Consider the following 23258-nt stretch of genomic DNA (forward strand, 5'->3'; position numbering starts at 1 on the left):
TTGGAATCGCTGGCTGCTCGCCTGATTTACCATGCTATTTCACTCTCATCCAATATATGTAGCAAGATCCGTGCCAACTCCGATTAAGAATGAATATTTTAATAAAATAAATGATCTGGCACGATTCTTGCTTCATTAAACGGCTATTAGAAGCATGATCCCTAAGGAGGAAACTGGCGTGAGTATTGGAACGGAAATGTACCGCAAAACACTGCTGACCGTTGCAGGCAATAAGGCTGTGGAGAATCTGTCCATCAAATACGGCAAAAAGCTGGCAGGTAAGTTTATCGCTGGCAGCACACTGGAGGAGGCGCTTGAGGAGATTCGGGTCCTTAACAACAAAGGCATCATGGCCACACTGGATCATCTCGGGGAAGGCATCACAAGGTTGAGCGAGGCTGCCCAGTATCGTGATGAATATATAAGACTCGTGGAAGGCATAGCTCGCCAAGGGGCAGACTCCAACGTATCCCTGAAGCCAACCCAGATGGGCCTTGCGCTCGATCCGGAGGAGGGTTACCGGAATATCCGATCCGTAGCGGCACAGGCGAAGCTGCATGAGCTGTTTGTCCGCATTGATATGGAGGACAGCCCATTTACCCAGGCTACGCTGGATATTGTTCGCCGCCTGCATGCAGAAGGACTTGATAACACGGGAACTGTACTGCAAGCCTATCTTCATCGTACCGAACAGGATACACGGGACATGATTCGTGAAGGCATTCGGCTTCGCCTCGTCAAAGGCGCTTACAAAGAGCCCGCAGCCGTAGCATATCAGAATGCTTCCGAAGTCATTGATCAATTCAAATCCATGATCCGCCAGCATCTGGATCAAGGTGTCTATACAGCGGTCGCTTCGCATGATGACCACATTATCTCGTGGACCAAACAGTATGCCAGAGACCGAGGCATCTCCCCAGATGCGTTTGAATTCCAGATGCTGTACGGGCTGCGCATGAGTGAACAGGAACGACTTGCACGGGAAGGTTATCGCATTCGCTGTTATGTACCCTATGGAACCATGTGGTATCCGTATTACACTCGCCGCCTTGCCGAGAAGCCGGCCAATCTCTGGATGGTTGTCAAAAACATGTTTAGATAATCAGACTTTCCCTTTCCTGGTTCGATTGACCGCAGTGAAGCAAATATAGGGAGCCATGTGAGCCATGTTTTCTCAGGTCGCATGGTTTTTTTATCCCCTCTGTCATGCCCCCTTCCACACTGCTAATGTCTAAAAAATAAGAAACCCCAAATTGAAATGTCCAATATTTAAGACACTGATGAATGTTCAAAAAATAGTGAACACCAGCTTGGTGTCATATAACTTCACCTCCCTGTGACTCCAAATGCTCAGACAATTTAGGAACAATAGCGTATAGAAGCAACTTATTCGTATGTAAGCGTATACTAATTTAACTACTTTATATATTATTTAATCCTCTCTATAACACCTACACCTCATGTCAAAAAATATATACACAACTTATTTGTGCCGCTATAATAGGGCTAACCATTCTTTATGGTTTATAGCTGCCCAACGATTCGCATTGCAAGTAATGGCACACAAGTGTCGTTTCTGATTATCATGCTCGAACCCGAGGTGAAACGGATGAAACATTTGCTTCCAGATGTGATGTCTCTTCTGCGGACAGACCTGAGTAGGCTAAAGGATTGTAGTCACTTGCCTGTTATTTCTTCAACCACTGCACTACCCGAAGCCATTCCCTATTTTAGCGAAAGCCCCCACCTGTTGGTTCAGGATGAAGGCTCCCCTGTTGGATATATTGAAGTAACTGATGTTTTGCAGCACATGCTGCAAGCCCATCGCCTCATTGAGGCTTATTTTGAAACCACCATTGAAACGGCAGGTACAGCACTCACCCTGATTAATGAAGAAGCCCAGGTGGCTTACTGGACAACGGATGCAGAGCGTGTTTTCTCCATTAACAAAGAGGACATCATTGGACAGCCGGCAGCAGACTTCTTCCCGCCTGACCGGCTTCAATCGCTCAAGACGTTGTACACGGGCGATACGGTCTACCGTAAACAGCACCAGCCCCGTCCGGATCTGTTCGCTCTCATCAATGCACGTCCAGTGGTTCTTGATGGACGTATCGTGGGTGCGGTAGCTGCCGAAGTGGACATAACAACTGAAATCCGCCTGCATCAGGAACTGTTACATATGACATCCAAAGTCCAGCACCTGGAGAAGGCCGTGGCGCGGCTGCGTCCGGATTCCGATCCGTTCGCCGGTATCAAAGGCAGCAGTCCGGTCATTAAACAGTGTCTCGAGACCATACGCAAGATTAGTAGTACTTCAGCCACCGTGCTCATACTGGGTGAGAGCGGAACAGGTAAGGAGTTGTTTGCCAAAGCCATTCATGACCTGCGCGAGTCACCATCCGCGCCCTTTATCGCCATCAACTGCGGTGCCATTCCCGCTTCACTGTTCGAAAGTGAATTGTTTGGTTATGAAAAAGGGGCATTTTCCGGTGCTGATCCCAAAGGGAAAAAGGGGAAAATTGAACTGGCCGAAGGCGGTACGCTCTTCCTGGATGAGATCGGCGAAATGCCGCTGGAATTGCAGGTGAAGCTGCTGCGGGTCCTTCAGGAAAAAAGCTACTTCCCCGTTGGCGGAACACGCATGAAACAGGCGAATTGCCGAATTATCGCGGCAACCAATCAGAATTTGATGAACATGATTGCCAAAAACCAGTTTCGGGAAGATCTATACTATCGCCTGAATGTCATCAATCTCATCATCCCTCCTTTGCGCATGCGCAAGGAAGATATATATGAACTGACCCAGACGTTCCTCCAAGAGTTCTCCCTGCTCTATAACCGTCACATTGAACTCCTTCCTCCCGAAGTATTCAAGCTGCTGTTCAGCTACGAATGGCCAGGCAATGTACGGGAGCTTCGCAATGTGATAGAGCGGATTACCATACTTACAACAGATGGTGAGGTCAAAGCGGAATATTTGCCGGAATCCCTTACCTCACTCATACAGCCTCGCTCCTCCACAGCGGATGAGAATGCGTTGCTGCATGTTATACCGGTACAACCGACGCTCTCATCAACCAGCGAATCTCCGGATACCATTGCAAAAGGAAACGAGAGCGGGTCCTTCGAAGTCTCCCCCTTGTCTTATCAGGAAATGCTGGATTCATATGAAGCGAATCTCCTGCATCAGTGTCTGATCTCGGCAGGTGGCAATAAACGTACACTCGCCAGGCAGCTAGGCATCTCCAGAGCCACGCTCTATAACCGAATGAAGAGGCTTGGTCTATGACCAGCCTCTTCTGTATTTCATGATCCATATCCAGTTATAACACTCGTGCAAGACGAATCAGTGCGGTTCGCAAATGGCGGTAAAACGTGGCCCGGCTCATGGAGCAGGCCTGGGCTGCGGCTGTTGGGTTACCCGCATGAGTCCAGTACGCTGTATAGAGGAGCATCTGATCCTGCTGGGAAATTCCGTGTGCGCGCCCCTCCAGAAGATCCAGCACGTGCATCTGCAGCTGTATCCCGTCTCTCAGACCACTTACCCGCGCAGCATACGTATGCAGTTCCCCCGGGGAGTGCAAATGCGCCAGCATTTTTCGCAAATCCGACTCAGACCACGTAATCCGTTCCGTTCCGTTACTCGTCGCTTCGTAAGGCAACTTGCTCCCTTGTTTCTCGGGATCCAGCAAGGACATAACCCATTCTCCAAATAATCCATTTCGCAAATCCAGGTCCATGACATCAGCCTGATCCTCATATCGGTCACAGATACGTGAATGCGTTCTTCTCATCCGAAAACCGATGCTCTGTAAAAACAGCTTCAGATTCGGATTGGTTGCCACCAGCATGACTCTTGCTCCATCACCCAGAAGGGATAGCCTGTCCAGCGACATGTAGCCCACGAGCTCTTCACGTCTGTATCCGGGTACGTTATCACGGGCAGCAGCCAGTACGGCAAAATGAGTATCTGTCTGATCCGGATCGCACGCCAGTTCCTGCGGGCTAAAACATTCTTCCATTTCCGCCGGAAAATATCTTAACAGCATCTCACTGCTCTCCCGGTGGACAAGTACCGTAATAAACATGGCAATCGGCTCCCCGTTCTGATCACGCATCAGCACAATTCCTTCAGGGTAACGCTGTGCCAGCTCATCCAGAAATGGGCGATAAGGCCCAGCCTGCCACGGCTCCACACTGTATTCGCACCATTCCTCCAATAAGCTGTGCAGCAAGGGCAGGTCTCCTGCTCGCATGACCTCCAGCGGTGAAAAAAGGGCATCGGTAGATACATCCGCATATTTCCGATGCTGAAGCATGGATTCCTGGCAGAGCAGGAGCATTCTCCGGGCAATCTGCCGCTGCTCATGTGGCCCGGCCTGTGCATGCAGGGGCAGTAACAAGCCAGCGATACGTACCCGCATGGCTTGCAGCCGCTGTGGTTCACGTTGACGAAAGTCCCGAAGCAGATGCACTCTGGCCAGGTCATGCAGCGCCAGGCCATCCGGAACGGAGCGGATGAATGACATTCGCTTCAGCGCCATATATTCACCGAGCGTCACTTCCGTTTGCAGAACCGAGGATAACAATTCCTGATTGGCGGTTTCGAGCAGCGTGAGCACCTCAATCATGGGATGCAAACTTGGAAGCGTCAATTCGAGCAGTAAGCGTGCACTGATCATATAGGATAGCTCGGCCCATTCCGCAAGAGGTACGTTTCGCCGATGATCGGCAGCTTCCACCGCGAGAGCAAGTCCAAACGGATGCCCGTCCGTCATTCGTGCAATCGTGCCTGCCATGCTGATATTCACGAGTCCTGCACCAGCAATGTACTCCGATACTTCTTCATTCGTGAAATGCTGAAGCGGCATCTGCACCAAGTGCTGCCTCAAGCGTGGATGCATTCGCCATGCCGTAGCCGGTTCGGATCGTGAGGCCAATATGATCAGCACCCCGCTGGAGGAGAGTTTATTGACGAAAACCTCTATAAACCAACTTTCCAGCAAGGCAAGCTCTTCATAGTTATCCACCGCAATGACCAGTCTCTTGTGAACCGACGTCTCACTCAGACGGCTAAGTGGCCGGAGATGGCCCTCACTCCCCATCATTTCCAGTCCCAATGTCGAGGAGAGATACTCCAGAAAGACCGAGGGGGTTGAACCACAGGATCTGCCATCCATCCATATGGACGTAGCCCCCCGATTACGGGATACCGACAACATCTCCGAGAGCAAGGAGGATTTCCCGATCCCTCCCATTCCCGTTACCGAAAAAATGGTCAAAGGTGCTTCCGGATGGTCAAACCAGCGATCCAGAATCATTAATTCCTTGACTCGTCCTACAAAACGTTTGCCACGGTCATAGTGTCTATCGCTCTGTACCTCACTACTGTTTCCCATTTGTGCCCTCCGTACTAGATACTGGTACTTTTACTCTCAGCATTATCTAAATGCTCCATATAGGCCATTCCCTTGCAAAATTGAGACTATATTGAGACGCGCACTAATCTATGAAATGATAAAATCTTAAAGAAAGCCAAATTATGGATAGGTCCCGAACAGCATCATGCAAACGTTTAACACGGGATACATGCACTTCATTTTCTATAATGTCTTACCATCGCTTAAACCTAATTCACTGTTCCGCCAATCGAGCACACCAATCTAGTTGCATTTGCCAATACCTGATGCTGAAGTACATAAGCACTTACCAATCTCAAACTTCTTGCTTCCCTTCCAAAACCATAATGATTCCAGGAAAGGCGGATTTGTGTGAGAAAAGAACTCGATATCTGTAATCTGAGCGGACAACTCGGAATCCAACATGAAAAGCTGGCTGATTGGTTGAAGGAACACGAATTTCTATCCCATGAGGCTGAGGCAGAGGACCGTTCTGATCGAACGTCGCCTCCGTACCGATTGGCAGCCCCCACATCATTATCACTTGCTCCCTCAACAGGTCAACCCAAACTCTTTCGCGGCAGGCGTTCCATGTCTGGTCGTTCGATACTGCCACAGCTGCGTCCATCCCGCCGTATCGGCAAAAACTACTAAACCACACTTCGATGCTTCCCACCATCAAGATTGATAAGTCTGTTTATCCTCCATCATCGCGTAAGCAAGCAGCGCCATCTCCAGGCATATTCTTCTCCCCTGGTCCATAAAACCAGGTCCCATCAGCTCTTCCAACTTCTCCAATCTGTTGTACAACGTCTGTCGATGTATAAACAATTGGGCAGCAGCGTCACGCTTGGAACCAAAATTCCGCAAGTAGGCTTCAAGCGTCTCCACAAGCTGGAGATGATGTGCACGGTCGTATTCGATCAGCACACCGAGATGGTCTTCCACGAAGGGCTGAAGAAAGGATTGAGGCAGTGCCTTCAACATTTGATATATACCCATACGTTCGTAAAAGTAAATATGTTCCATCCGACTCACTGAACGTGAAACTTCGATAACCTGATACGCTTCTTGAAGACTGTCCGGCATGCCGGTCAAGCGGTTGCGAATTTTGCCAAACCCGGCATATATCGCAACCTGCTTCAGGTTGCGGCTCGCAAAGCGTTTTACATCTCCAATAATGCTTTCGAGGGACCTAACCAGCTTATGGGAGGTGGATGCAGCACTCTCTTCCTTGGCACAGCACAGGTAGACCTGGTTATTTTTCAGCATGATCAAGCTCGGCAGATTGTTCTTCTTCAGCAAGGATCTTAGCAAAACCAGAATATCCTGATGATTCGCCTCCATCCGTTCACGTCCGGTCCCCCTCAGCTGATGCTCAATCTCAATTACTCCTCCTGCAAACCAGTACTGTCCCTTCACCAGCAATCGGAGTCCCATTCGGGTCTGTGCCTGCTCTTCCTGATGAATATGACCATTCATCAAGTCCTGAATTAGTTCATTTTGATTGCGTACCATCTTTTCTTCGAGAAACTGGGAACGAAGCGTCAGTGCGGCTGCCGCCTTCGCCGTGTAATCAAGCAGCAGTTTGAGATATTCCACTGGCGCAGAGGGATGCACCACCATGCCTACAGCTGAGAACACCTGACCAAAGCAGACCACTGGATGACACAGCAGCATATGCTGTTCATCGATGCGAAACCATAGTTCAGTATCCGAATCGTTCAGATCCAAATGCTCTACTTCCTGTTCATACCAGGTATAGATGGCCTGCTCCATCTCCGGTGGAAGACCCGGGACAAAGCTGCCTGGCTCCATGGACGAAATATAGACAACTGGTTTGGCCGCATATTCATGAAGCAGATGGAGTACGGCAGACATGTCAGTGCTCTGCAATGTCCGCTGCTGCAGCTGTCGGGAGTATGCCTCCAGACTCTTCAGCAGCTGATGCTGATGATTAATGAGCAGCGCATGAATATCCTGCGTAATCTCCACGAACCTTACGGGCTGTTCAAATACAATCAGCGGAAACTGATGTTGATCCGCCAGTTCAATTAATTGTTCGGGAATGCCATGAATGCTGGTGCCAAACTCCACACACAATCCTGCCGCATCACTATGAATCAGCTGGAGCAGATATTCTTCACGCCCCTCTTCCGATTGAAGCCACAGCCCTGTGGATAAAATAAGATCATGGGGACTGACATACGGAGAGACATTGGTAATCTCCAATACATGAACCCATCCAACCTGACGGGATGTTCCCCCGCTTCCTGCAACCAGACGCGCTCTGGAAAAAACAGGGCGTGCCAAAAGATCCTTTATCGTAAACACACGATCATTTCTCAATATCGATCCCTCGTAGTGTTATTTTTTCTTACATTATAATTCATGGACAAATGTCCTGAATAGCCCTTTTCGACATAATGTTGATTGAATCTCTTGAAACATAGACATTAAGTAAGGTGCAAAACCGTTACTCAGGTCATAAACTTGTAGTATAAGTTGACAACCATTAAATGGACGAGGTGCATGGGCATGAGAATCGGTATCCCAAAAGAAATCAAAAACAATGAAAACCGTGTAGCCATAACCCCTGCAGGAACGGCTGATTTTGTCAGAGCAGGGCATCAAGTCATGATTGAACAGGGTGCAGGATTGGGCAGCGGATTCACAGACAGCGAGTATGAGGCTGCCGGAGCAGTCATTCAGACTCAAGCCCAATCCGTTTGGTCGGAAGCTGACATGATTATCAAGGTTAAAGAACCGCTTGCCAGTGAGTACGCCTACTTTCGTCCCGGACTGATTCTCTTCACCTATCTGCACCTGGCGGCAGAACCGGAACTGGCGAAGGCTCTTGTTCAGAGCAGGGTAACTGCCATTGCATATGAGACTCTGGAAGTTAACGGCACCCTTCCCTTGCTGACCCCAATGAGTGAAGTGGCAGGACGGATGTCAGCTCAGATCGGGGCGCAGCTGTTGGAGAAAACCGAAGGTGGCAAAGGCATTCTGTTATCCGGCGTGCCTGGCGTCAGCCGCGGCAAGGTGGCCATCATCGGCGGTGGTACGGTCGGTACCAATGCGGCCAAAATTGCGATTGGGCTCGGAGCGGACGTGACCATCCTCGACCTGAATCTGAATCGCCTGCGCCAGCTGGATGACATATTCGGTAACCAGATCCATACGCTGGTATCCAGTGCATCCAACATCGCCGCTGCGGTCGCTGAAGCGGATCTGCTGATCTGTGCGGTGCTGATTCCCGGCGCCAAGGCGCCAAAACTTGTCAGCGAGCAGATGGTCAAAACGATGGCACCCGGTTCGGTCATTGTGGATGTCGCCATTGATCAGGGCGGAATCGTAGAGACCATTGATCATATTACGACCCACGATGAACCGACTTACGTGAAGTATGGTGTTGTACATTACGCGGTAGCGAACATGCCTGGCGCGGTGCCGCGCACATCCACAGTGGCGCTGACCAACGCCACCATGCCTTATGCACTGCAGCTGGCCAACCATGGTGCAGCCTCCGCGATTCGCGGCAGTGCATCCATTCGCAGCGCGGTTAACGTGCTGAATGGACATATCACGTATGAGGCAGTGGCCCGAGATCTCGGGCATGCCTATGTTCCTGCAGGACAGGCGCTGGAGCATCCCGCCGCTGTCCAGTAATCTGTATATGATCGTTCCCACCGGGCACCTTGTCTTTCTCGCCTGTGGAACGAACAGAAGCGCCAGTCCGGGCATATGCTGTCCGGACTGGCGCTTCTCGGTTTATTTTGCATGAAACAAGTTCTGTTAGATTATAAGTTCTGGATTCTGAGATATTCCAACGATTCAAACCGCCCGCTCGCTGCACACCTCGCGAAAATTACAATCCCTGCACGCACGACGTGAAGGCATCGGAGTAAAGTACGACATGTCCTTCGGACGATTATGATACTCATCTGCCACGCAGGAACGCATCTCCTCGATGTATCTTCCCACATTGTCCTCGACCTTCTGCAGCTCCTCTTCGGTCGGCGTAAACTCGCGATGTGTCCCGGTCAACAGGTATTCCACTCGCAGCTCAATCTGCTCCAGCGGCACCCGGTAATGGTCCCTGACATACGCTGCGTACAGCATGAGCTGGTCCGTGAAATCATCCTCCTTGCCCGTCTTCCAGTCTACAATCACAATGTTGCCGTTGCTGCGGCGATACAACAAGTCCATCTTCACGTATACTCGCGTATCATGCAGAATCATGGTGTCCCATTTCTCAATCTCCAAAATATCCGTACTCGCCCGGGACAGGTCTTCCCAGGTAAGCGTCTGATACATATGGCTTACACAAGCCGAAGCTCGCTCCTTAATCGTTGCAATTCGGTCATTCAGCGTGTCATCTCCGTAGTAAATCTCGGATAGCATCACCCGGTTCTTCGGGTCCAGACGCCACTGATCCTGATCCATCGACTCCACATAGGCTTGATTAAGCAGCTTCCGCATCGTTTGTTCCAGAAATGATTCACGCGGCTTGTCTTTGCCTTCCTCCCTGCTTCGGACTGCTGACTCACACATCCGATGTGCGAGGTCACCAAAGACGAGATATAGATTGCTGAGCTGTTTCAATCGGTACAGACGAACCTGCATCTCATCAGCGGATTCTGTCTTCCAGCCGTTATGGGCTCCGTAATAATGATAATAATATTTGCGCAGGCACTCATCGAACATGCTTGCCCGCGACTGCGAATACGACCACTGCGGGTATTGTGCCATAAGCTGTTCTGCCTTTCTGTATCCCGGATCTGTATGAGATCCCTTGATGCTCACAGTATATAGGATGGGGTGAAAATGCTGCAAGCTGTCCTGTGATTTTGTACGGAACGCAACCGTTTCCGATTCGAACCGTAACGTTTATATAGTATCATCACCAAAAGATGAAATGGCGAAGCAAAACGCATAATATACTAAATAAAGGACAGGATGTTGCAGATCAAATCATGTACAGGCATATCCTAAAAGGAGGCACCACCCATGAATCGACCGGATTGGTTCCAGGCGGAAATGGCTTTGCAACAGATCCAGGTCATTGGCAGCGACCGGAATGAGCTGGTGAATATCATCGGCCATGCAGAAGGAATCCATTGCATCGGAACAGGTACGGATGCGGCTGTTTTTACGTACGACGGCTTGCCCCAATATGCCTTCAAAGTGTATTCGGATCACGCCCTGGAGAAACTGGAGAACGAGAAGCGGGTCTATGAACAGCTGCGTGGATTACCCTATTTCCCCACCTATTACGGCAGTGGCCGAAATATTCTGGTCATCAGTTATGAGCCGGGAGATACACTGCTGGAGTGTCTGGAAAAAGGAATTCCGGTTCCCGAACAGGTGATGATCGATGTGGACGAAGCGCGGTCAGCTGTACGCAGCCGTGGCCTCAACCCACGGGATATTCACCTCAAAAATGTTCTTCTTCAGAACGGACGTGCGAAGGTTCTGGATGTATCGGAGTACATTAAGGAAGGCAATGACAACCGCTGGGAACATCTCGTCTGGGCCTATCACAACATTTATCCAAGAATCAAAGGCACACCCATTTCCCCGCGTATGCTGCAAACGATCAAATGGGGCTACAATCAGCTGGATCAGGCCAACCTCAAGATGGACGACCTATCCAAGAAAGCAAATCGTCTGTTAGCCAGGTTTATGAAATAAAAAAGGGTTACTCTCACAACAATGTACTTTCACGGAACATATCCTTCGGTATCAAATTTAAAAACCCGGTCATCCCCATAAAGGGTGAGAACCGGGTTTTATTTGTAATATACAACATTGTAATGGGATTATCATCTCAGTCTTATATGCCGCAGCTTATCCGGATTTCGGATCATATAAATTTCTTGAACGAGGCCGTTTTTTATAGCCAGGCTGACTACTGTTGGAGAAGCCTCATTGGGGACCTGTATCAGAAGACCATGTTGTCCGTTGATTCTAACCACCCGTACCGATACCAGGCTGTCTCCCTTGGCTACCAGACCTCCAATGAATGCAATGACGCGTTGACTGGATACAATCGGCTTCACAGCTGCCGTGATTTTGCCACCACCATCACTATACAGCGCAACATCATCCGAGAGAAGCTGGAGAAGTTCAGCCATATCGCCAGTCGAGGCAGCCTGAAGAAAACGCAGGGTCAACTGCTCGGACTTCGCATTGGGAACCCATTCCATTTCGAATTCGTTCTCGATTTTCTGTTTGACACGACTCAAGATTTTACGACATCCCGTTTCGGTTTTATCAAGGAAGTCTGCAATAACATCGTATTCAAATACGAATGCCTCCCGCAAAATAAATACAGCTCGCTCGACAGGGGTCAACCGTTCAAGCATAACAAGGAAAGCATAAGAGATCGTATCTTCCAGCTCAATCGTCTGAAATGGATCCCTTTCTTCTGCTCGGATTGATGCTGAGATGCTCGTATACTCTTGCAAAAGGGGCTCCGGCAACCAAGGACCGATGTACACTTCTCTTTGTGCCTTGGCTGACTTCAAATAATCAAGACAGCGGTTCGTAACGATTTTGCATAAGTAAGCCTTCAGATCTCGGATGTATCCCTCTTCCTGATGTATGGCCTTCTGCTGCAAGGTCACAAAAGTGTCCTGCACCAAATCCTCGGCATGGGTGACCGATCCCAGCATACGATAAGCGATAGAAAACAGAAGCGTTCTGTACCTGCTGTATACTTCATCAAGTTCCATCCTGTGCCCCCTCTGTATAGATGTCTGTATCTGCCAATATCATCCGAGCAGCTTCACGTGCACTGGCCAGCGAAGCATGAACCAGCATCCCCTCACTCCCAACCCAATCACCAGCAACATAGATACCCGGACGACCCTTAATCTGCGGACTCGGCCTCCCCTGGAGACCGCCCGTTGCGGCGGTCGGAACGGCATGGGTAACCAGCATTCGTGGCAGAAGCCGCTTCCGGACAACATGCTTGCTCCAGCCTGATTGAATGCAATCCAGAAATCCAGTCAGTTCGTATTCATCCCTTTTGGGATCGGAATGCCCTGTTGCTGGTAAATACTTCATGACGTGTACAACGTTACGCTCGGAGTGAATGGATAATGAAGCCGTGGCAGAATGATTAGAATAATACCACGGGGCGTCGGCACCCAGAACAAAGGTCGTTTTGGGATTCGGCATCCCTGTCACAACCAGATCCAGACACGCTGCGTAAACTGGAACTAGCTGCCTGTAAAGTGCTTCTTCGGCGGCAGTAAGTGCAGGATTCAAAAAAGCCAATGTACTCCTTGGCCCAGCAGTAGAGATGATATTCCGAGAAATTAGACGGGATTCATCCTTAAGTTTAATCTCAATCCGAGGCTTAGCGCCATGGATTTCTTTTACGGAGACACCGCTACGAACGGATACGCCAGCTTGCTGAGCCCGCGTAGTCAATTGATTGATAAGAGACTGCCATCCTCCGTTTACATACAACACCCGACTCTGTTTAAGCTGATTAATTACAGCTCCAGCACTTATCAGATCAGGGGCATCACAATACGTGCTTAACCGAACAAGCGCAAGCACAATACGCTGCGCACACAGGCTAGGCACCCTTGTATCCAAATACTCCTGCAAGCTGACCTTGTTCAGGGAAGATACATCCGCTCTGCTCAGAGACCAATAGAAGCCAAGCAGCTGATATTTTTCTCTACTATTCAGGCGCGAACCGAACAACAAACGCAACAATGAAACGTTCATACCCCAACTATTTTCTCCGTCGAAAACCAAGCTACCCGGCGGTTTGGGTGCCATTCCATCAGGAATTACACCTATGTCTCGCAAAATGGGGAGTGCGCTTCTATTCAGCGCATGAGCACCCAAGTTAACTTGGGCATCTGCCAGTTCAGTAGAAGCAGCACGGCCTCCCGGAGTTCTCCCTTTTTCCAGCAATAGTACTTTTTGCCCGGCCCGGGCCAGATATATAGAAGCAGTTAATCCAGCGATACCTGCTCCAATAATAACAGTGTCCCACACGAGATCATTGTCATTGTGTCTCACGTCATATCAATCCCTTCTATTGGATACACATATGACGATTAGAGCCGTTATTCTGTGACCAAAATCATTCCCCTCATCCTTTCCGGTTCAACCGACCTTCGGAAGGGGTCATTCCCTTATACTGTTTATACAGTTTCGTAAAATAATTGGCATTGTCGCACCCCACCCTGGCGGCAATCTCGGTAATGGTCAGATTGCTGCTTCGCAGCAGGTGTTCGGCTTCTGTCATTCGGCATCCGTTTAGGTATTCGACGAAGGTGCGGCCCGTCAATTTCTTGAACATTTTGCAAAAATGATATGTATTCAGCCCCACCTGACTGGCCGCTTCGGTCACGGATATCTTCTCCGCCGCATTGGCTTCAATCTGCTCGATCAGTTGTTTGAACCGCTCGCGGTTCGGGAAATATGAACCCGTTGTTTTTCCCGGCAGCTGCTGGGGCATAAAGGTACGGGCCAGCATGGTAAACAGGGCGTGCAGCTTGGACTTGGCCACGAGCTGGTAGGCAGGTGGCTGCATAACCATCTCCTCAATCGCCTCATGGATTAGGGAGTAGTAGTCCAGGCAGATTTTGTCCTGCTCCGCCGGCTTCACCGGAAAGCGAATCCGTCCCTCCAGATAAGGAGCCACGTACTGCAGATGCAGCGGATCATGTGTGAAATCATGGAATAACGCCGCATTAACAACAACCGAATCATACTCCACATCCCCCTCTTCCAGGGCATAACCCACATGAAGCGTTCCTCCCGGAATAACAAGCACCTCGCCCGGCCCGGCCGTGTATGGTCTACTATCGATATGAAATACAGCGTGACCCTTGCGCATGGCAATCAGCTCAAAGTGTTCATGCCAGTGCAAATACATGATACACTCCTCCGCTTTCATATCTGAGCAGCGATTCTGAAACAACTGAAATGGATGTGATTTATGGTCAATCCGGGTATTTTCGTGAAGCGCTTTCAGATCCAGCAAGACCTCTTCCCCCTCCTCACAAAATCGGACTAATATTGCACAAGATTGTATAGAGCCATGCAGCAGATGCGCGGCTATAATGAGTGTGTCACGAAGTACTATAAGCCAATATTGGAGTGAAATACAACCATGAAAAATCAATTACGCATCGGTACCCTCGTGGGTGGAGCGGATGCTGTCCGCGTGATCCCTCAGATCATGAAACACGGTTTCGAGTCATTCAATCTGACCTTCTGGCAAACCACGGGTGAACTGGATCTTGCCGAAACAGCCAAGCGCGTACGCGAGCTGGTAGACGAACATGATATTAAAATTTCTGCACTCAGTGTTTTCGGCAACCCGCTCACCGGGGCCGGAGACAACGCAGACACACTGGCAAGCTGGGAACGGGTTATTGATCATGCCCAGCTGTTCGGTGCAGACATTGTCTCGGGGTTCACGGGACGGCTAACAAATCAGCCCATTGACGAGTCCATCCCGCGGTACAAGGAGGTCTTTGGGGAACTGGCACGCCGGGCGGCGGATCGGGGAGTACGGATTGCTTTTGAAAACTGTGATATGGGTGGAACCTGGCAAACGGGCGACTGGAATATTGCACATAATCCGACGGCTTGGGAAATGATGTTCAATGCTGTTCCGGAAGAAAACATCGGCCTGGAATGGGAGCCTTGCCATCAGATGTCCAGCCTCATCGATCCGATACCCCAGCTTCGCAAATGGGCGCATAAAGTTTTTCACGTGCATGGCAAAGACGCAACCATTGCCTGGGATATCGTCAAGGAATATGGGGTTCATGGTCCGCATGAATATGTCTGGCATCGTACGCCGGGCTTCGGAGATACCAATTGGTCCGACATCATCACCATTCTGCGGCAAAACGGTTACCAGGGAACGATCGACATCGAAGGCTGGCATGATCCGGTATACAAAGATGAACTGGAAATGACAGGGCAGGTGCATGCTCTGCGCTATCTGAAACAATGCCGCGGCGGAGATTTTGTGCCCAATCCGGAATAAGGAGATGATCAAGTGAGTCAGCAACATCGAGTGCTTGTCGCCGGCTGCGGTGCCATGGCCAACACCTGGGTCGATTACGCCATGCAAAGACCGGACACGGAGATCGTAGGGCTTGTCGATCTGCAAGAACAAAATGCTATGGCCCTGGCTACACGCCATGGTCTCTCCTGTCCTACATATACGGATATCGCTGAGGCCATCCAAGCTACAGAAGCCAACATCGTATTCGATGTCACGATTCCCGCAAGTCATTATGGCATTGCCATGACAGCCTTGCAGCAGGGCTGCCATGTATTCGGCGAAAAGCCGCTCGCAGAAACCTTCGCGGAGTGCGGGGATATCGTCCAGACTGCTCGCAAAACCGGCCGCATCCAGGCCGTGATGCAGAATCGCCGCTTCGATCCTCGAATCCGTGCCTTTCGGGAGCTCATTGCCGGAGGCACCATTGGTAAGGTCGGTTATGCTGGGGCAGACTTCTTTCTCGGACCCCATTTTGGCGGATTCCGGGATATGATGGACAGTCCGCTGCTGCTGGACATGGCCATTCATACGTTTGATCAGGCCAGACTTATTCTTGGAGCCAATCCGGTATCGGTCTATTGTCACGAATTCAACCCTCCAGGCTCCTGGTACACAGGCAATGCGATGGCGCTATGTATCTTCGAAATGTCCGACGGCTCCGTATTCAATTACCGCGGGTCCTGGTGCGCAGAAGGCGCCCCAACCTCGTGGGAAGCATCATGGCGTGTAACCGGGGAAAAAGGTACGGCCATCTGGGATGGTCATGATGACATTTATGCAGATGTCGTTGCAGCAGAGCACCTGGATTCAAGCGGCAAGCCTTCCTTCTTCCAGCCTTCAGAGCGAATCGAAGGACAGCTGCCTGTCATGGAGAAAAGCGGACATCACGGCTGCCTCGAAGACATGTTTGCTGCGCTGGAATCCGGGAGATTGCCCGAAACGGATTGCAGCGACAATCAGTTTAGCATGGCGATGGTGCTCGCTTCCCTCGAGAGTGCCCGCACTGGACAGAAAGTGCTCATCGCTGATCTGATGCAAAACACGTAGAGAGCGCTTCATAAACAGCCAAGCCAGCCCAACCCGCAAATCTGAGCGAGTTGGGCTGGCTTGGTTAGTATTTTGCCGCATCTTTACAGAATGAAACTAGTTTTGAGTGTAACTGTATAACCATTTTATACCCCTCTATAAAATTCCTTTTTGCATGGCTTTGTACACGAGCTGTGAGAACAGGCTGTTGGACCAGGCAAACCAAGGTCTTGTAAATGTATCGGGATCATCTGCATGAAAGCCTTCATGCATGAACCCGGTTCCTGCATCCGTATTTTCCAACCGTTCAATCATCTCCAGCATTTCCTCGTCATTGTCCGCGGTCAGTCCCTGCATGGACAGTGCCATATGCCAGATATATCCCGGCGGGGTATGGGGGCTTCCGATCCCTTTTGCTGCTTGGCCTTCATAATAGAACGGATTCTCCTTACTCAGAATAAACCTGCGTGTATTCTGGTATACGATATCCTCCACGGGTGCATATTCCAAATAAGGAATGGACATCAGTCCAGGCGTACCCGCATCATCCATCAGGCAATGATTTCCGTATCCATCTGTTTCGTAGGCATAGATTCGTCCATAGACCGGATGATTGTATATGCCGTAGAGAGAAATTCCATGACGAATCTCTTCTTCAAGCTGTGCCATTTCGCTAACCAATTGTTCGTCCCGGAATACCCATTTGGCGATTTCCCCCATCTGGCGTAGGGTCACCGCAGCGAACATATTCGAGGGGATGTTATAGTGGAAATCACAGGCATCATCGCTCGGACGGAAACCCGACCAGATCATTCCGGTATAGTTCACAGGCATGCCCATCCCCGCATTACGCATCGTATCATGAGCGGGACAATTACGGCGCATAAACCGGTATGGAGATTGCTCGGCATGGTGCTGCTCCGTATGCCAGAGATGGACGATACTCTCCATCACTCTTTTGAAGCGTTCATCGAAAATATCCGTCAATTCCGTCTCACGCCAGTACGCATAGGCCAGCTTCATCGAGAAGCAGAGGGAATCCAGTTCGAATTTACGTTCCCATACCCATGGCGACATCTCTGTCTCATCATTGGCATCCCAGTGCCAGCCGTTGGCTGTTTCGTTGAATGCATTGGCATACACATCAATGTCAGCATAGAACATATGCCGCTTGATCAGACCGCCGATGATCCGTTGTAATGCTTCATCGTCCTTTGCAAGTGGCACATAATGCATGACTTGCTCCACGGAATCACGCAGCCACATGGCTGGGATATCACCTGTAATGACAAACGTTGTCCCGTCATCAAGCAGTTTGGTCGTCGTCTCGAGCGTACTCGGAAAGCAGTTGCGGAACTGCGCGAGCAATCTCGGTCTGTGCTGCAGCTTCTTGTCCGCCTCCGCCAGAATATCTTGCACTGCCTGCGGCAACTCCAGATGAGGCATGGGAATCTTCGGTAATCTGAACTGTTCCATGGATCTAGTCTCCTCTGACATGAAAATGTGGTTGTGGTGTTTGGATATGGCTGAATGTTCTTCTCCAAAACCGACATATCCTTTTAGGCATATTTGATTATTGTTATTTTTGTTATCATAATATATAATAACGTTATTAAATGTAGTGTACTGTGACTTGGTAAATATCGTCAATTGCTAATTGCTATAAATGCCACGAATTCAATTCTAAATTTATATTTTGTTTACATATGAAGGAGTCTTGAACATGTCCCGCAAAGTATCCATTCAGACGCTGGCTGACCAGCTTGGATTATCGAAATATGCCGTTTCCCGTGCACTCAGTGGCAAAACAGGAGTCAGCGAGTCTACCCGCGCCCGTGTGCTTGAACTCGCCAGAGCTCTGGGTTATCGCCAAAATACACCCGGAAGCACCGGTGTCTCCGCTGCCGCAGACCAATCCGAACCGCCATTCGCGCTCATCTGCATGAATCAGCTAAACCGCGGGGAGCCTCACTACTGGCAGCGGGTGCTGTCCGGCATGATCTCAGGCTGTAATGAACGGGGCTGGCATCACGCGATTGTATCTCCTTCACTTGGTACCGGGGACGAACATACGCCACCGGAACGGGCCATTGCTCCCCATCTGGACTGGGAACGATGTGCGGGTGTCATTGTCATGGGCGCCTTTCCTCATGCCGTTCTGCATCGGCTAGCTCAGACAGGTCGTCCCATCGTACTGGTGGATCATCAGGAACCGCTCCTGAGCTGTGATACGATCAGCCATGATAATCTGGAGGCAGGCATCACCGTTGTGCGATATCTACTGTCCCTGCAATCCCGCAGAATCGGGTTAATCACGGACGATGGTCGTGCGGCCAGCTTTGCACAGCGCAAGATCGGCATGGAACTGGCATTGAATCATTTTCATCCAGGCCATGGTCACGCTGCCACATTCCGGGAATGGAATGTTCCTTATGAGCAAGGAGAATGGGTGAACCAGCTCGCTGACGAAATCAAAAACATGCCGGAGCATGAACGACCCGATGCCTGGATTGGTGTGAATGATGATATTGCTCTGCAATGGATGAACAAACTGCAGGAGATCGGAATCTCCACACCTCAAGACTGTCTCGTGATTGGCATTGATAACGTACACTCTGCCGCAGCATCCTCCCCACCTTTGACAACAGTTAACCTGTGCAAGGAAGAGCTAGGACAGCGGGCCATTGAGGCGTTGCAGAGACGGATTGAACGTCCGGGGACACCGAAAGAGACCGTCATGCTCGCCACATCCCTTATTCCGCGGGAATCGGCTTAACTTGATATGCGTCCACCCCTTAACATCAGTACAATTTGTTGGATAGCAAAAAGGCTCCGCATGTTATTATGCGGGGCCTTACAACCTTTCTAATTTTCATGTTTCATTCTGAGTAATAGTTCATGTTTGTTATTTTTGCCAAGGTAGGCTTGTAAACGATGGCAGATCTACTTTCCAATTCACATCGCGATATTCTCCGTTAACTAGCGCTGTTCTTTTTAAGGTGAATTTCGTTCCGCTTCCTTTGTAATAGCCGCGGACGATCAATTTCAGATTATCCGCAACATATTCTCCGTCAGTATTCGGCTGATCTGGAAAACCAATTACTTCAACGGGATACTCTTTCCCTTCCTGATCGACTGCCACCCAATGATCTCCATTAAATGCATTTCGGAAAGACCCATACCCCTCCAATACAAGGGAGTATTCTTCCGTATCTCCGTTCGAAGCGTTATGAGAATCCAACAAAGATTTGTAATTGAAATCAGAAAATAAAATCTCATCTCCAAATTGTTCAAATTGTAGTACGTAGGTGTAAAATTCAGCATCCTCACGCATCTTCTCCAGGTCCACTTCCAAGGACTTCTCATCCCTTACCGGCATGGTGTACCCATCCAGGACAAAGCGAATCTTCTTCGCATTCACTGTCACAATAGCAGGGTCCCACGTCTCAGACAATCTCATCTGTCCACCATCCAGGCTTAACTGACTCGTATCTCTTAACCTGAATTTGGCTTGACGGGCATTCGTCCTGTTTCCGTTAAATACACGGTACTCATTAGTTTCAGGTATCTCCAGATGGTACAGCAATTCCATTTGTTTCTCCCAATCCTCTCCGATTTTGGCACGCAATTGATCACTCAGACTCACATTCATGTCAAGCCTGGTTCCGTTTGGTGTTCGCACCAACTGTGTCATATCCAACTTCAAACCTTCTGGTGTCGTATATGTGTTATTCATAGGAGCTTCGACAGCCAGTGATTTGGCTTTGGTCATATCGATATTGAACTGGAAACTCCAATCCACCGTGACATCTTTATCTTCGTACGATTGTGTCTCGAAATTATAATAGCTTCCTATATTCAAATACCCCAGCTCCCCGCGTACAACCACCTCATCGGGGATTTCATCCTGCAGCTGGTATACAAATCTCTGATATTTTGAACCATTCTGAATTGGATCCCCAAATGAAGCTAAGGATGCAATCGAGTTTCCTTGCCCATCTGTAATATGAATCCTTCCCATCGCGGGATAAACCGAATATATCGTACTCCCATCAGGTGCATTTTGCTGTACAGTAAGTACAATCTGCGAACGGTCCACAAGTACATCTTCAATTTTAAGCGTGTAACCCTGATCCTCGATATGAATATTAGGATTAACCACAAGACCGAGCGGCTTGAGACGTTTGTAATCATCAGCCAGATAGGAGTACTTGAGCTCCTCTGGTACGGGAATATTGGGAAGCGGAGGATTATTCACCGCGTTGACCGCAGGTTGTTCAGGTCCTACTTTATACTCCCAAGCAAACCAGACTCCCCCTGCAAGAATTACAACAGCCGCTGCTGCAACCCCCATACGGCGCAACCAATGGGTTTTGGAAGACTTTTTCACGAAAAAATTCACTTCTGCATCACGTTCCATGGAGACACTATCCAGTTTTTTCATCACCTGAAGCGTAAAATCGGGTTCAGGCTCCTCACGGAATACATGCTGTTCCCATAACTGGTCCTCATCATTTGGAATAGGCTTCATATGTGGCTAACCCTCCTTTGCGCTCCATCTGTTTCTTGAGCATCTTTTTCCCCCGGTACATCGCGTTTCGGACCTGCGCTGCACTCATGCCAGTGATATCGGAAATTTCTTCATAGCTCAGCTCATTGGTATATTTCAACAGCAGGACAAGCCGGTATGATTCTGGGAGTTGTTCCATCTGGCGGTATATTTCGCGCTGCATCTCCTTATGAAGCACATGCCTCTCCGGCGTTTCTTCACTGGCTGGCTCCATGACCGGTTCATCTGCCGTCATCACCGGTTTCTTTTGCCTTATAAAATCCCGCATCCCATTCACAGCGATGGTATATACCCATGAAGAAAAACTGCTTCCTACCCTTCGGGACGGGAGATAGCGATAGATCCGAATAAACGTGTCCTGTGCAAGATCCTGCGCATCCGGATGACTCGCGCCCATTCCGCGTAGAATGCCGTAGACTTTATTTTTATATCGATCCACGAGCAAGGCGAACAGTTGTTTATCCCCTGCAATAATACGCTCGATGAGCTCCTCCTCCTGCATATGTTGAGTCATGTAATCCCCCTTCTCTACAGCTTCCATGCATGGTTCTGTACTATATAGACGGAAGTACTTTCCAAAACTTCTCACTTTCTTCAAAAAAAAGAATTCGCTCAAGTCCGGTTCAAAGCCGGTTGGGCGAATCCACTATAGTCAGCCTCAACGTTTCTGCGCAATAAAATCGCTAAGCTGTGAGTAAATAGCAACAATCTCATCCATCGACATGCGCACCAGTCCGCTCGAAGAAGGTGCAACGAATTCCTGAATTTCCGGGACAACGGGATCGTCCTGAAATCCCCACTCCACTTTGGTACGCTTGCTGTACTGGGTGTATACCCCTTTCCCGACAAAACAGGCGATGTCCGGTCGGTACTGTTCGAGCTTTTGCCGAAGAATCTGACGTCCCTCCGCATATTCTTCACGTGTTATATCTTCCACGCCTCTCGTAGGCCGGGCTACTATGTTGGTAAATCCATACCCCAATTTGAGCAGATCCTGATCTTCTTCCGGATGATATAAACGAGGAGTTAAGCCGGAACGTTCAAGGATGCGCCAGAAGCGATTGCCTTTGTAGGCATAATGATGGCCGGTTTCGCCTGATGTAATGCTGGGATTGAAGCCGATAAACAGAATCGATAACCCAACATCCAGATGATCTGGAATCATATTCACATGACCTCCCTAGTGTATAAAATGATATAATGGTTGAAGTGTTTACGAAATCGGACTGAAATTTTCATGAAAAAGGAAGCTGAACCAATGATAGCAGACATCATGCTCGAAGTCGTCCTGCCCGTCTTTCTCCTGATCGGAGTCGGGTCCTGGATGCAAAGGGTGTTCAAGCTGGACTTGTACACCCTCGCCAAAATCAATTTCTATTGTATTACCCCCGCAGCTGTCTTTATGAGCATGTACCATTCCGATATGTCGGGTGAACTGCTCGGGACGGTCACTCTCTTCTACGCCATATATGTCATTATTCTGTATATCGTAGGATCCGTGTTCGCACGAACACTTCGATTGAACAAAGGCATGAAGGCCGCCTTTAATAACAGTGTCATGCTGGACAACGCAGGCAACTACGGCCTGCCGATCAATGCGCTCGTATTTCGCGGAGACCCACTCGCGTCTTCAATTCAGGCTCTGGTCATGTCCCTACAATCATTGCTGACCTTCACGTATGGCGTATTGTCTATACAGGGCGCGAAACTAAAAGGGAACTACCGTGCAGTCATCATCGGATTTCTCAAAATGCCGGTTCCCTATGCGCTCTTATTGGGGATTCTGTTCCATATGTGGAAGGTGCCTCTGCCAACGTTTCTGTCCATGCCGCTGACGTATGCGCAGCAAAGTATGGTTGCTGTGGCACTGCTGACCCTCGGAGCACAGATTGTTAAATATCCGATCCGGCTGTACCGTCATGATGTGTATATTAGCACATTTCTGCGCCTCCTGATTGGCCCGGCCATCGGGATCTCCATCGTACTGCTTCTGGGTCTGGAGGGGATCGCTGCACAGGCACTGATCATCGCTTCCGGAATGCCTACCGGGGTGAATGCGTCCATTCTGGCCGAAGAATATGATAACGAACCCGACTTTGCTGCCCAAACGGTGCTCATCTCAACACTCTTGAACATTATTACGATTACTGCACTCATTTCTTTTGCCAAAACGTTTTGATGCAACAAAAAAGCCCAAGCGCTC

At 49.5% G+C, this 23258-nt stretch carries 19 protein-coding genes; 9 read left to right on the plus strand and 10 right to left on the minus strand.

Features of this window, described 5'->3' with window-relative positions; genetic code table 11:
• Positions 1-178 precede the first annotated feature (178 nt).
• Both CHH60_RS20125 and CHH60_RS20130 read left to right on the plus strand, forming a co-directional pair.
• Positions 179-1102: a proline dehydrogenase family protein gene (locus CHH60_RS20125; protein WP_236146699.1), complete on the plus strand. Its 924-nt coding sequence runs from the start codon at positions 179-181 to the stop codon at positions 1100-1102.
• A gap of 417 nt (positions 1103-1519) precedes the next feature.
• Positions 1520-3292, plus strand: coding sequence for a sigma-54 interaction domain-containing protein (locus CHH60_RS20130; RefSeq protein ID WP_255248012.1), 1773 nt, complete (start codon positions 1520-1522; stop codon positions 3290-3292).
• Positions 3293-3326: 34 nt separating this feature from the next.
• Here CHH60_RS20130 and CHH60_RS20135 read toward each other — a convergent pair whose 3' ends face one another.
• On the minus strand, positions 3327-5402 hold the full coding sequence (locus CHH60_RS20135) for an nSTAND1 domain-containing NTPase (protein ID WP_095360802.1): 2076 nt from the start codon (positions 5400-5402) through the stop codon (positions 3327-3329).
• A gap of 372 nt (positions 5403-5774) precedes the next feature.
• Here CHH60_RS20135 and CHH60_RS29635 point away from each other — a divergent pair, with 372 nt between their 5' ends.
• On the plus strand, positions 5775-6056 hold the full coding sequence (locus CHH60_RS29635) for a hypothetical protein (protein ID WP_141236977.1): 282 nt from the start codon (positions 5775-5777) through the stop codon (positions 6054-6056).
• Between the two features lie 24 nt (positions 6057-6080).
• On the opposite strand, the gene CHH60_RS20145 is transcribed toward CHH60_RS29635, so the two are convergent.
• Positions 6081-7751, minus strand: coding sequence for a PucR family transcriptional regulator (locus CHH60_RS20145; protein WP_095360804.1), 1671 nt, complete (start codon positions 7749-7751; stop codon positions 6081-6083).
• Between the two features lie 189 nt (positions 7752-7940).
• On the opposite strand from CHH60_RS20145, the gene ald reads away from it, so the two are divergent.
• The gene (gene ald / locus CHH60_RS20150) at positions 7941-9074 is read left to right on the plus strand and encodes an alanine dehydrogenase (protein ID WP_095360805.1); all 1134 of its coding nucleotides are present in this window, start codon (positions 7941-7943) and stop codon (positions 9072-9074) included.
• Positions 9075-9239: 165 nt separating this feature from the next.
• On the opposite strand, the gene CHH60_RS20155 is transcribed toward ald, so the two are convergent.
• The gene (locus tag CHH60_RS20155) at positions 9240-10157 is read right to left on the minus strand and encodes a PD-(D/E)XK nuclease family protein (protein ID WP_095289115.1); all 918 of its coding nucleotides are present in this window, start codon (positions 10155-10157) and stop codon (positions 9240-9242) included.
• A 258-nt stretch (positions 10158-10415) separates the two neighbouring features.
• Here CHH60_RS20155 and CHH60_RS20160 point away from each other — a divergent pair, with 258 nt between their 5' ends.
• Entirely contained in the window at positions 10416-11099 is a 684-nt protein-coding gene (locus CHH60_RS20160; RefSeq protein WP_095360806.1) for a serine/threonine protein kinase, read from the plus strand.
• A 131-nt stretch (positions 11100-11230) separates the two neighbouring features.
• On the opposite strand, the gene CHH60_RS20165 is transcribed toward CHH60_RS20160, so the two are convergent.
• From CHH60_RS20165 to CHH60_RS20175, 3 genes are all read right to left on the minus strand, one after another.
• Positions 11231-12142: an RNA polymerase sigma-70 factor gene (locus CHH60_RS20165; RefSeq protein ID WP_095360807.1), complete on the minus strand. Its 912-nt coding sequence runs from the start codon at positions 12140-12142 to the stop codon at positions 11231-11233.
• Entirely contained in the window at positions 12132-13451 is a 1320-nt protein-coding gene (locus tag CHH60_RS20170) for a phytoene desaturase family protein (protein ID WP_095360808.1), read from the minus strand. The genes CHH60_RS20165 and CHH60_RS20170 overlap by 11 nt, the downstream gene beginning before the upstream one ends.
• A gap of 73 nt (positions 13452-13524) precedes the next feature.
• A complete protein-coding gene (locus tag CHH60_RS20175; RefSeq protein WP_095360809.1) occupies positions 13525-14421 on the minus strand; it encodes a helix-turn-helix transcriptional regulator in 897 nt (298 codons plus the stop codon).
• A gap of 129 nt (positions 14422-14550) precedes the next feature.
• Between CHH60_RS20175 and CHH60_RS20180 the strand changes: the two genes are divergently transcribed.
• The gene (locus tag CHH60_RS20180) at positions 14551-15438 is read left to right on the plus strand and encodes a sugar phosphate isomerase/epimerase family protein (RefSeq protein WP_095360810.1); all 888 of its coding nucleotides are present in this window, start codon (positions 14551-14553) and stop codon (positions 15436-15438) included.
• Between the two features lie 12 nt (positions 15439-15450).
• The gene (locus CHH60_RS20185; RefSeq protein ID WP_095360811.1) at positions 15451-16506 is read left to right on the plus strand and encodes a Gfo/Idh/MocA family protein; all 1056 of its coding nucleotides are present in this window, start codon (positions 15451-15453) and stop codon (positions 16504-16506) included.
• Between the two features lie 135 nt (positions 16507-16641).
• Here CHH60_RS20185 and CHH60_RS20190 read toward each other — a convergent pair whose 3' ends face one another.
• Positions 16642-17961: a glycoside hydrolase family 125 protein gene (locus CHH60_RS20190; protein ID WP_095360812.1), complete on the minus strand. Its 1320-nt coding sequence runs from the start codon at positions 17959-17961 to the stop codon at positions 16642-16644.
• Between the two features lie 247 nt (positions 17962-18208).
• Between CHH60_RS20190 and CHH60_RS20195 the strand changes: the two genes are divergently transcribed.
• Positions 18209-19261, plus strand: a complete 1053-nt coding sequence (locus CHH60_RS20195; protein ID WP_095360813.1) for a LacI family DNA-binding transcriptional regulator — start codon at positions 18209-18211, stop codon at positions 19259-19261.
• A gap of 129 nt (positions 19262-19390) precedes the next feature.
• Here CHH60_RS20195 and CHH60_RS20200 read toward each other — a convergent pair whose 3' ends face one another.
• The 3 genes from CHH60_RS20200 to CHH60_RS20210 all read right to left on the minus strand — a co-directional run bounded on the left by CHH60_RS20200 (position 19391) and on the right by CHH60_RS20210 (position 22220).
• Positions 19391-21016 carry a hypothetical protein gene (locus tag CHH60_RS20200; protein ID WP_095360814.1) on the minus strand — a complete coding sequence of 542 codons (1626 nt, stop codon included), beginning with the start codon at positions 21014-21016 and terminating at the stop codon, positions 19391-19393.
• Positions 20997-21569, minus strand: coding sequence for an RNA polymerase sigma factor (locus CHH60_RS20205; protein WP_095360815.1), 573 nt, complete (start codon positions 21567-21569; stop codon positions 20997-20999). Before CHH60_RS20205 ends, CHH60_RS20200 begins: the two co-directional genes overlap by 20 nt.
• A 144-nt stretch (positions 21570-21713) precedes the next feature.
• The gene (locus CHH60_RS20210) at positions 21714-22220 is read right to left on the minus strand and encodes a mismatch-specific DNA-glycosylase (RefSeq protein WP_095360816.1); all 507 of its coding nucleotides are present in this window, start codon (positions 22218-22220) and stop codon (positions 21714-21716) included.
• Positions 22221-22313: 93 nt separating this feature from the next.
• Between CHH60_RS20210 and CHH60_RS20215 the strand changes: the two genes are divergently transcribed.
• Positions 22314-23234: an AEC family transporter gene (locus CHH60_RS20215; protein ID WP_095360817.1), complete on the plus strand. Its 921-nt coding sequence runs from the start codon at positions 22314-22316 to the stop codon at positions 23232-23234.
• Positions 23235-23258: the final 24 nt, after the last annotated feature.

It is taken from the genome of Paenibacillus sp. 7523-1, assembly GCF_002276415.1.
Lineage (GTDB): Bacteria > Bacillota > Bacilli > Paenibacillales > Paenibacillaceae > Paenibacillus > Paenibacillus illinoisensis_A.

Excerpts from the sequence above, each read along its gene's own strand:
- CHH60_RS20130 (WP_255248012.1), top strand. The coding sequence starts at position 1,520 with ATGGTTTATAGCTGCCCAACGATTCGCATTGCAAGTAATGGCACACAA.
- CHH60_RS20135 (WP_095360802.1), bottom strand. The coding sequence starts at position 5,402 with ATGGGAAACAGTAGTGAGGTACAGAGCGATAGACACTATGACCGTGGC.
- ald (WP_095360805.1), top strand. The coding sequence starts at position 7,941 with ATGAGAATCGGTATCCCAAAAGAAATCAAAAACAATGAAAACCGTGTA.
- CHH60_RS20155 (WP_095289115.1), bottom strand. The coding sequence starts at position 10,157 with ATGGCACAATACCCGCAGTGGTCGTATTCGCAGTCGCGGGCAAGCATG.
- CHH60_RS20160 (WP_095360806.1), top strand. The coding sequence starts at position 10,416 with ATGAATCGACCGGATTGGTTCCAGGCGGAAATGGCTTTGCAACAGATC.
- CHH60_RS20165 (WP_095360807.1), bottom strand. The coding sequence starts at position 12,142 with ATGGAACTTGATGAAGTATACAGCAGGTACAGAACGCTTCTGTTTTCT.
- CHH60_RS20180 (WP_095360810.1), top strand. The coding sequence starts at position 14,551 with ATGAAAAATCAATTACGCATCGGTACCCTCGTGGGTGGAGCGGATGCT.
- CHH60_RS20190 (WP_095360812.1), bottom strand. The coding sequence starts at position 17,961 with ATGGAACAGTTCAGATTACCGAAGATTCCCATGCCTCATCTGGAGTTG.
- CHH60_RS20195 (WP_095360813.1), top strand. The coding sequence starts at position 18,209 with ATGTCCCGCAAAGTATCCATTCAGACGCTGGCTGACCAGCTTGGATTA.
- CHH60_RS20200 (WP_095360814.1), bottom strand. The coding sequence starts at position 21,016 with ATGAAGCCTATTCCAAATGATGAGGACCAGTTATGGGAACAGCATGTA.
- CHH60_RS20205 (WP_095360815.1), bottom strand. The coding sequence starts at position 21,569 with ATGACTCAACATATGCAGGAGGAGGAGCTCATCGAGCGTATTATTGCA.
- CHH60_RS20210 (WP_095360816.1), bottom strand. The coding sequence starts at position 22,220 with ATGATTCCAGATCATCTGGATGTTGGGTTATCGATTCTGTTTATCGGC.
- CHH60_RS20215 (WP_095360817.1), top strand. The coding sequence starts at position 22,314 with ATGATAGCAGACATCATGCTCGAAGTCGTCCTGCCCGTCTTTCTCCTG.